Here is a 10361-nt window from a genome sequence, read left to right on the forward strand (position 1 = left end):
ATATACTTTTTCATTTTAATCTCCATTCTAATTTAAAGACTAAATCAGTGGTCTAAAATGTATACGGTTTTCACATGTATTTAAAATTAAATAATTTAAATAAAAAAGTCATTTTTCGTTGTAGGAAAATATTAAATTTTTAAATAAAAGACATAATTAATTAAAATTATAATTTGCTATTAGTATCTTTTTAAAAATATTTACAATTATTTTAATAGGTTATGCAAGAAGTCTAATTAATGACATTTTGATAAATATAATTTATTTCTTTTGTAAGTTTTTGTTGTAAATATCATTTTTTTATTTTTCGTTGTAATGAATATAATTCATTTTCAGTTGGAATGCTTGTTACCATATACTTTTTCATTTTAATCTCCATTCTAATTTAAAGACTAAATCAGTGGTCTAAAATGTATATGGTACCTCACAAAATTTAAAATATTTTAAAAAAATAAAAAGCAAAATTAATTTGCTTTTTATTCTACAATTGGGTCTAATTCTTCAATATCAAGTGCCCCTTTACGTTTTGCTTTTTTACGATTCTGTTTTTCTAATTTTGTTTGCATTCTAGCTGCTTTTAATTCTTCTTTCATTAAACGTTTTGTTTCTTTTTTTGAAATTTTGGAATTGTTATTAAATTCTTGTTCATTAGCAAAATTAAAGAATTCATCATCATTAGCTACATTAATTGGTTTTGCCACTTGTTTTGGTTGCTCATATTGTTTTGTTTGTTCTGATTGTTGATTAAGAAAAACCGGATTAGAAACAAAAGCTTGTTCATAGTATGATTGATTGTTGGTTGGTTGGGAATAATTTCCTTGTTGTTGCACTTCCTCTGAATAAACATTTGGAGTTATTATAGGCTCTGGATTAGTAACTGGAACATCATTATATTGTTGTCCTAATATTTCATCAGTTGCAACCGGATTATTTTGGTCTTGATTAATAACTGTTTGAGGATTATATTCTTCAACCGGCGATTGAACTAGTTGTTCTTCATACCGATTATTTGAATATTCATCATTTTTCTGTGTTCAAGGAACTGTATCATCTTTTAATTGATTATTTTTTTTTATATCCAAATCATTACTGGCATTATTTCAACCTGGTTTTAAACCTTCATTATTTTTAATGTGCGGATTTCTTTCAAAATGTTCATTATAATCTGAGTTATTATGCCCACAAGTACAACCTCATGGTCCATAAGGATTATTTTGTTGCCCATAATAATTTGGATACATATTATGACACATTCCTCCCATTTGCGAAGTTGGTGGCATCATCGGATAAAATGGATATGGCGGTGGGGCTACTTGTTGCGCTGGAGCTGGTTGTTGAATAAAAAATACTTGTGGTGAAGCACCATTGGTCGGATATGGCGTAATAATTTGCTGAGGTTGCGATGAATATTGGGGAATTGAAGTTCCTGATGAATAATTATTTGAAAAGGCAGGGGTTGGTGATAATGTTAAAGTGCTAATAAACACTTCTGCATCACGACGACTTCTAAATAGCGCAATTTCACTATTAGTATCATGTGACTTTACTAAATATCCTTCTTCATTTGGTAAAATATAAAAACCATTATTCATTTTTTGCACCTCATTTTGCCCTATTTTCTATCCATTCTTGTTACTATAAATTGTACCATAAAAAAGTAAAATAATATATAGTATCATATTTATTTTTTAAAGAAAAGCATACTAATTAAAATTATTTTAATATTTAATTTTTTTCAAACATAAACCATATGGTTTTGCACAATATTTTGTTGTTGCTCCTTTAGGCGGACAGTTTAATTGTGCTTGTAGTTCAGTTAAACTAACTTTGCCAGCATAACAAACTAAAATATTTTGTGTCAACATGCGAATTTGATAACGAATAAAACTTTTCCCCCTAAAATGAATTTCAATTTTTTTTTCTTTGTTTCGTTTAACCCAAATTTTGTTAATTGTCCGTACTGTTGCAATATCCTCGGTTGGTTTAACCCCTGCAAAATAAGCAAAATCGTGTGTTCCAACAAAAATTTGACTAATTTGATGTAACTTTTTAACATTTAATGGTGCACTAACTTTAAGTTCATAACGGTGGTTAAAAAGATCATACTCTTGATCATTAATTGTATAAACATATTCTTTTACTTTTGCAGTTCGAACACTAAAATTTTCAGCTACAAACTGATATCTTTTAATATTAATATTTGGTGGTAAAGTTTGACTAACGGTTTTAATAAAAAAAGCTAAATGTCGTGGTTGGAATGTTAGTTTTACTAATACCTTTTGATCACAAGCGTGCACACCAGCATCCGTTTTACTAGCTCCTAAAGTTCAAATTTTTTGATGACAAATACCAAAAAATGCTTTTTCCAATTCACCTTGAATTGTTCGAGCATTTTTTTGTTTAACTCAGCCACTATAATCATAACCATCATATTCAATACTTAATAATAAATATAACATTATCATCCTAAAACAAATTCATCAGTATGTGGAATCCGAATTTGTAAAAATCCTGTTTTAATTTTACCAAATATTCATCCATTAGAATTGTTATCTCAATGTCAAACTTGATAAAAAGTTTCATATTGCCCCATTGTTACTGATTGAGCAATAATAATGCTAGCAATTCCAACTCCAAAAATAAATAATAACACATCAGGAAAATGAATTCGATAATGACGATAACGTGTTCGTTTGGCATGGGGGTCATAACCACGAGCATCCATTGCATATGCTAAATCTTCAGCTTTTTGAAATACTGATACTAATAATGGAATAATTAACGCTGTTGTTGACTTAATTTTATCTTTAAAATGACCATTTTTAAAATCAACCCCACGTGAGGCTTGCGCTTTCATAATCCGTCCCGCTTCTTCAATTAAAGTTGGAATCATTCGTAAGGCAATTGAAATAATTGTTGATAAAATATGAACTGGAAAGCGCACTAGTTTTAATGGACTTAATAAATCTTCTAACGCTAAAGTTAAATCTAATGGCCGCGTTGTTGCCGTTAAAATTGTTGTAATTAAAATCATTAAATAAATCCGGCATGCCATATAAAGGGCATTAAAAATAGCTTTTTCAGAAAAAGCAAATCAACTTTTTCCTCCCGCAGCAACAGGGCCTGTTGCTGTTGCTTTTCCACCTCAATGTCATCCAATATAACCATCCGTAACTAAAAAGCAATTAATTAACAACAAAATAATAAACATAAATAAGATTGGTTTTAGTAATGCTCGTAATAACCTTGGCGGTAATTTGGCTAAAAAGAACAAACTAAAAATTGTTATTCCTAAAATGGCATAACCAGTAAAACCAGTTGAAAAAAAGATTGATATCATTAATAATAACAACATAAATAATTTTACCCGTGGATCCATTCGATGAATTGGGGAATTATAAGCAATATAACGTCCAAATGATAAGCGCATCTCTTTTATCCCTTTCTTTTTTGTTCTTTATATTCAATAATTTTTTTTGCTAATTGGTCAATATTACGAATATTAACATTTGTTAAATCAAGACCTTTTTCTTGCAATTGATAAATCAAATGATAAATTTTTGGTGGTTCAATTAATAATTCTTGTAATAAATTTTTATCCTTAAAAATTTCAAATGGTGATCCAACTTTTAAAACTCGGCCTTCTTTTAAAGCAATAACTTCATCAGCAATTTCTAAAACATGGTCCATATTATGCGTTACTAAAATAATCCGTTTATTTTGTTCCTTATTAATCCGTTGAAATAATTTAATAAAATCCTCTTCACCTTCAGGATCTAATCCAGCGGTTGGTTCATCTAAAATTAGAGTATTACCCTCCATCGCTAAAATTCCCGCAATCGCAACCCGGCGTTTTTGCCCTCCTGATAAATCAAATGGTGAACGCTCTAAATAATTTAATGGTAAACCAACCATTTCTAGATATTTTTTGGCATTTTCTCGAGCAACTTCTTTAGTTTCGCCTAAGTGAACTGGACCAAACATAATATCTTTTTCAATTGTTTCTTCAAATAATTGATATTCTGGAAACTGGAACACTAAGCCAATTGATTTTCGTAATTGTTTAATATTTTTAATGCGTTTTTGTTTTGCTTTAATAATAAAACCATTTGCATCAACCACTCCTGTCGTTGGAATTAATAAACCATTGATATGTTGAATTAAGGTTGATTTGCCGCTTCCTGTTGATCCAATAATAGCAGTAATTTTCCCAGGTTTAATAACAACATTAATATCTTGCAAGGAAGTATATTCATAAGGTGTTTTAGGAGCATAAACATAAGACACATTTGTGAATGTAATATCAACATTTTGTAATGCTTCAATTTTAGGTTGTTTTTTTACTTTTGACATATCTCATCCACCAACTCTCTAAGATCTAGTGTATTTTTCACTTTTAAACCATTTAAGCGTAAACTATCAACGACTTTTGAAACAAAAGGAACATCTAAATGAATTGATTTCAAAAACTCTTCATCATACAAAACTTCATGTGGTTTTCCACATTTAACCATTTGACCTTTATTCATAACAATCACTTTATCAGCATTTAAAATTTCATCCATATCATGCGTAATTGAAATAATTGTTTTTTCGCGTGATTCTTTTAAATCCACCATAATTTGTTTAATTTCTTTTCGTCCTTTTGGATCTAACATACTTGTGGCTTCATCAAAAATGATAATATCTGGTGATAATGCTAGTGCTGAAGCAATTGCAACCCGTTGTTTTTGCCCTCCTGATAACATTAGTGGTTCATGGTCAAGAAAATTATTCATACCAACTTTTGCCGCAGCTTTATCAATAATTGCTTGCATTTCTTTTTGCGGAATTTGGCGATTTTCAAGTCCAAATGCAATATCATCACGAACTGTTGAGCCAATAAATTGATTATCTGGATTTTGGAACACAATTCCTAAAAATTTTCGAATTCCTGTAATTGTTGATGAATGAACTTCATTACCAAAAGCTTCAATTTTCCCTTTTTGTGGGCGTAAAACACCAATAATAATTTTACTAATTGTTGATTTTCCACTACCATTATGACCAATGATTGTAACATATTCCCCATGGTTAATTTCAAAACTAACTCCATCAACAGCATTAGGATGATTTTCCCGATAGCGAAATTCAACATCAGTTAATTTTAATGAAATATCATTTAGTTTCTCTAACTTTGCATTTATTTTTTTTGTTTTTTTTGCCATTTCTTCTCATCCTTAATGTTTTTTTACATAATATTTTAATTATATACTCAATATTTAAAAATATTAATTGAAATTTTATCTTTCCAATTATACCATTAATTATATATAAAAATTATAAATAAACAATAAATCATTACTTTTTTGTAAATTATCTGCGCTCTATCAATAACCGCCATCATTAAAAGGATTATCATCTAAGTCAATATTTTGAACATAGACATCCCGTGGTTTTGCTCCATTTTGTGGACCAATAATCCCATTTTCTTCTAAATCATCAATTAAACGACTAGCACGATTATATCCAATTGAGAATTTTCGTTGAATTAAAGATGTCGAAGCTTTTTGATTTAAAATCACAAAACGTTTAACTTCTTGATACAATGAATCAATATTATCTTTTTCATTGCTACTTCCTGTTTCACTATTTATTTCAATATTTAAAAACTCTTCATCATAATCAGGTTCTTGTTGAGCACGGCAAAATTCAACTAATCGTTGAATTTCATCATCAGAAATAAATGCTCCTTGCGCACGGGTTGGAATATTTTGCCCGGCAGACGCATATAACATATCACCATACCCAATTAGTTTTTCAGCCCCACCTTGGTCTAAAATTGTACGAGAGTCAATTACTGAAGTAACTGAAAAGGAAATTCGCGATGGAATATTTGTTTTAATTACCCCGGTAATAATATCTGTTGAAGGTCGTTGTGTTGCAATCACCATATGAATTCCAGCGGCACGAGCTAATTGCGTAATTCTCATAATTGAATCTTCAATATCTTTTCCAGCTGTCATCATTAAGTCAGCTAATTCATCAATTATAACAACAATATAAGGTAAGCGATCTTTTGCTGTAACTTTTTTATTAAACGATTCAATATTGCGGACTCCACGTTCTGATAGCATACTATAACGACGTTCCATTTCAGCAATTATTTTTTTTAAGGCAGAATTTGCTAATTTAGTATCTGTAATAACTGGCGCTAATAAATGGGGTAAATTATTATAAACAACTAATTCAACCTGTTTTGGGTCAATTAATAATAATTTAACTTCCGATGGTTTTGTTCGTAATATTAGCGATGATAAAATGGTGTTAATACAAACAGATTTTCCACTACCTGTTGAACCAGCAACTAATAAATGTGGCATTTTATCTAATTCAACAAAAATAATTTCTCCGTTCACACTACGACCAATGCCAACTAATAATTTATGATCTTGTTTTTCTAATGGTAACCGTAACCATTCCATAATTTCACGTAATGTTACTTTATTACTAATTTCATTAGCAATTTCAATTCCAACCGCTGACTTTCCCTGAATTGGGGCTTCAATTCGAACATTTTGAGTCGCTAAAGCATATTTTAGATCATTTTCTAAATGCATAATTTTGTTAACTTTCACTCCTGGTTGCATTTGAACTTCAAATTTTGTAATAGTTGGGCCAATATTAATTCCTTGGACACTAGCAGCAATATTAAATTGTTGAAAAACTTGATTAATTTTCACTGCTTTCTTTTGCCCAGCAAGTTTATTTCGTTCATTATTACGACGGTTATCTTCCTTTGGACTTAATAAACCTAAATTTGGTAATTTGTAATGTGGATTATTAAAAGTATTTCGGCGCGAAATAGTTTGACTATTTTTTTTATTAATCTCAATTGACTTGGGTTTCATAACACGGTGGGGTGGTTGATACGGCATGTCAAAATGTTGTTGATCCATTAATGGTGGCTCATAATTCGAATAATATTCATCTTGATATGGTTCTAATGGATGATGATATTCTGAATTACTTTGTCGATGATAAATTCCTTCATTATTAATATCAACTGTTTCAAATTGCTCTGATGGCGTTGGATTAAATTCTTCTGTTGGTAATTGTTCATCATAAAATGATGTTTGCTTTAAAGTTGTTGAATTACTACCTCGATTAATTTTTTCAAAAGGCGTGATATCAGTTGCTGAATTCAACTTATCGCGTGCAACATCAATATTAATATCTTTTCCATAAGAAGAACCATACACTGGTAAATCATCAAGTTTTTTATTAAGCGTATTATTACTACGGCGATTACGTGGTTGAATATATTGATCCGGTGTTAATTGCATTCGTGAACGGTGCGGCAATTGCGAAGAATGTGGTGACTGTGAAGGCCCTGAATGATAATCATTAAAAGGTTCTTTTGCATTGAAATGTTCTTTTCGTAATTCTGGTGTAGAACTAGTTTGATTATCAAAACAAACATAATTTTGTTTCATTTTTTTCTTACCAACAAAATCATCCGCAATTAAATCATCAATTAAATGTTGGTCATGTAAGGCTGTATATGATGGCATTTGAATTGTAATATCTGATGCTTCTGTTGTATGCATAACTTGCCTAACTGAAAATAATTCCTCATCAGGAATATTAAAATTTTGGTAAATATTTTGCTTTTGACGTCGATTTGCTGATAAACGTAATACACGTACACCTTGTTGCTGAAGTTCATTTTTTGGTAAAAACATCCCAATTGCTGTTCCGGTTGCGACTCAACTTCCTCATAATAAAAAAACTGATAAACACAAAATTAATGAACCAAAAATGGTAGTATAACTAGCAATCCCAGCTAAAAGATTGCCAATCATACCCCCTCCAGCATATAAAGTAATTCAAGCACCATTAAAACCAACAAATGTTATCGGATGGTTTGGATTAGGATTAAAAATTGATGCATCTTGTCAACGTTGCAAATAATTCTTAACAACATCTAAAAAAACAGTTTTATCAAAATACGCCATTTGCTCGTTAGCATATTGATAAATTAACAAAATGCTACTTACCAATCAGCAGGACAAAATGATAAAGGTTACCACCATTCAAATTACCCGTGATTTTAATCGAATCCGTACTCCAATAAAAATTGTCAAACCTAGCACTAAGCATACAAAATACATTAAATACTTAAACCAGCCAAATGCAAATGTAAATAAAACATCATCAATAAATTGCCCAATTAAAGTAATTCGCCCTATGGCAAGAATAGTAAAAAACGTCACTAATAATGCTCCAATTACTCACCCGATGGAATCATTACGACGCTGCTTTTTTTCGACTTTTAAGATTGCAGTTTTCTCATTCTGATCATCATAAGATTTCTTTTCCATAGTGCAGCCCTCCTAAAATTCTAAATATTTAAAAATTACTTTAAATATGACCATACATTTTAAAAACTTCAAATATTTATCTACTATAAATATATCATAAAATTAAATTTCATTCACAATTGCTAAAATAATTGGTGTTTTTCCTGTTTCTGTTTTAACAAATGAACTAATTGTCGATCTAATTTCATTTTTTACTTCATTGACATCATACATTTCACCAACAACAGCTTTTTTATAATGTTTCTCAATAATTTCAATAATAACTTTTTGCATTTTACGGAAAATATCATTATTTTCTTGAATATAAATTACTCCTCGCATTTGCGTGTCAATTAAAGAAACCAATTCCTTTGTTTTACTATCAATTGAAACTCCTATAATAACAACTCCATCAGTAGCTAATTGCTTTCGTTCATTTAAAACAACTGCTCCAATGTCACCAACGCCAATCCCATCAACATATAAATCAGCGGTTTTTACCTTATTGCTTTTTTTCGTATATTCACCATCAATAAATTCAAGACCTTTGCCATTATCAACAATAAAAATATGTTCTGGATTAATCCCAGCTTCAATTGCTGCCATTTTTGCTTGCACAAAATCTTTATATAAACCTTTCACTGGCACAAAATATTTTGGATTAATAATTGAACTCATTAATTTAACATCTTCATAACTTGCTGTCATTGTTCAAACTTTTTTATCCGATAAAGCAATTGTTTTTGCGACAGTTCGTGCTAATTCATCTAAAACATTGGCATGATTTAATTCACTTCCTGGATTTGGCGGTGTTGCTAAAATAATTGTATCACTTTCTTTAATATCTAGAATATCATCATTACCAGAAGCAATTTTAATCAAACGACTATATAAACGTTCTCCACTACCAGTTACAATAATTAATGATTTTTCTTCTTTAACTGCTTCTTGTAATCCTTTTAAATTAATTCCATTGAAATTTAGTTTTTTACTATCCGATAACACTTTTAATGACTCTAATAAAGTTTGACCATAAATTCCAACTGAAATATTATTTTCACGAACTAAATCAAATAACTCACTAATTTTATGTAAATCTTGATCAAAACAAGCTAAAATAATACGATCTTCTGTTTCTTTAACAGCTCGTTCAATATAATTTTTAATCTTATGGTTTGGTGCTGTATAATCACGGCGTGAAGCTGATGAGGCTTCTGATAAAAATAACAATACCTTATTTTTAGCAATAATTTGATTTAAATGTTGTAAATCTGTTGCAAAATTAGGGTCTGCTTTAGCATCAAAAATATAATCTCCAGTATAAATAATTGTGCCATCAGGTGTATGTAATGCAAAACCAAAACTATTTGGCATATTTGTTGTTGTTGAAAATACTTCAACCTTGCATAAACCAAAATCAAGAATATCTTTTGCATTGATAACATGAAAACATTCTTCTTTCCCACGAACTTTAAAACGTTGTAAATGGAATTTTAAAATATTACAAGTTAAATCACTTCCATAAACTGGGAGTGCCAATTCTTTTAAAATATAAGTAAGTGCTTCAGAACATTCATCCGAAGGTTTTGTAATAAAAACACCTTTAATTCGAGTACGGTTTTCTTTTAGATAATCAAAATTAGGAATTACTACATCAATTCCTAAAATTCCACGTTCCGGATTTTTTGTTCCCGCATCAAAAATAAAAATATCTTGTTCTACCTCAATGCAGTATAAATTTTTACCTCGCTCGTCTAATCCACCAAGAGCGAAAAAATTAATTTTTGCCATAATTAAAATCGTCTACTTTCTATTCGCTGTTCATTAATTAATACTTATTTACATTTTTCCCCTTAATACAAATGTAATCTCTCTAAATAAATGCAATCTTAATTATTATACATTACTATTAAAAAAATATCCAAATAATCGGAAAAATATCATATTTGTGAGGTACCATATACATTTTAGACCAGTTAGTCTTTTAAAAATTTTAACACAGCTTCAGTTGGTGTTAAA

General features: G+C 29.8%; 8 protein-coding genes. All 8 read right to left on the reverse strand.

Annotated elements, in window-relative coordinates:
* Positions 1–232: 232 nt before the first annotated feature.
* On the reverse strand, positions 233–379 hold the full coding sequence (locus tag BST80_RS02245) for a hypothetical protein (protein WP_415745770.1): 147 nt from the start codon (positions 377–379) through the stop codon (positions 233–235).
* A gap of 97 nt (positions 380–476) precedes the next feature.
* Entirely contained in the window at positions 477–1592 is a 1116-nt protein-coding gene (locus BST80_RS02250; protein WP_415745771.1) for a hypothetical protein, read from the reverse strand.
* Positions 1593–1718: 126 nt separating this feature from the next.
* Positions 1719–2459, reverse strand: coding sequence for a tRNA pseudouridine(38-40) synthase TruA (gene truA, locus BST80_RS02255; protein ID WP_415745772.1), 741 nt, complete (start codon positions 2457–2459; stop codon positions 1719–1721).
* Entirely contained in the window at positions 2459–3430 is a 972-nt protein-coding gene (locus tag BST80_RS02260; protein ID WP_415745773.1) for an energy-coupling factor transporter transmembrane component T family protein, read from the reverse strand. The genes truA and BST80_RS02260 overlap by 1 nt, the downstream gene beginning before the upstream one ends.
* A gap of 5 nt (positions 3431–3435) precedes the next feature.
* Positions 3436–4353, reverse strand: a complete 918-nt coding sequence (locus BST80_RS02265) for an energy-coupling factor transporter ATPase (protein WP_415745774.1) — start codon at positions 4351–4353, stop codon at positions 3436–3438.
* Complete coding sequence (locus tag BST80_RS02270; protein ID WP_415745775.1) at positions 4341–5207, reverse strand: energy-coupling factor transporter ATPase; 867 nt, start codon at positions 5205–5207, stop codon at positions 4341–4343. The genes BST80_RS02265 and BST80_RS02270 overlap by 13 nt, the downstream gene beginning before the upstream one ends.
* Positions 5208–5366: 159 nt before the next feature.
* On the reverse strand, positions 5367–8363 hold the full coding sequence (locus BST80_RS02275) for a DNA translocase FtsK (RefSeq protein ID WP_415745776.1): 2997 nt from the start codon (positions 8361–8363) through the stop codon (positions 5367–5369).
* A 102-nt stretch (positions 8364–8465) separates the two neighbouring features.
* The gene (locus BST80_RS02280) at positions 8466–10133 is read right to left on the reverse strand and encodes a ribonuclease J (protein WP_415745777.1); all 1668 of its coding nucleotides are present in this window, start codon (positions 10131–10133) and stop codon (positions 8466–8468) included.
* Positions 10134–10361: the final 228 nt, after the last annotated feature.

Origin of the sequence: Spiroplasma sp. Moj (assembly GCF_016082285.1) — a bacterium.
GTDB lineage: Bacteria > Bacillota_I > Bacilli_A > Mycoplasmatales > Mycoplasmataceae > Spiroplasma > Spiroplasma phoeniceum.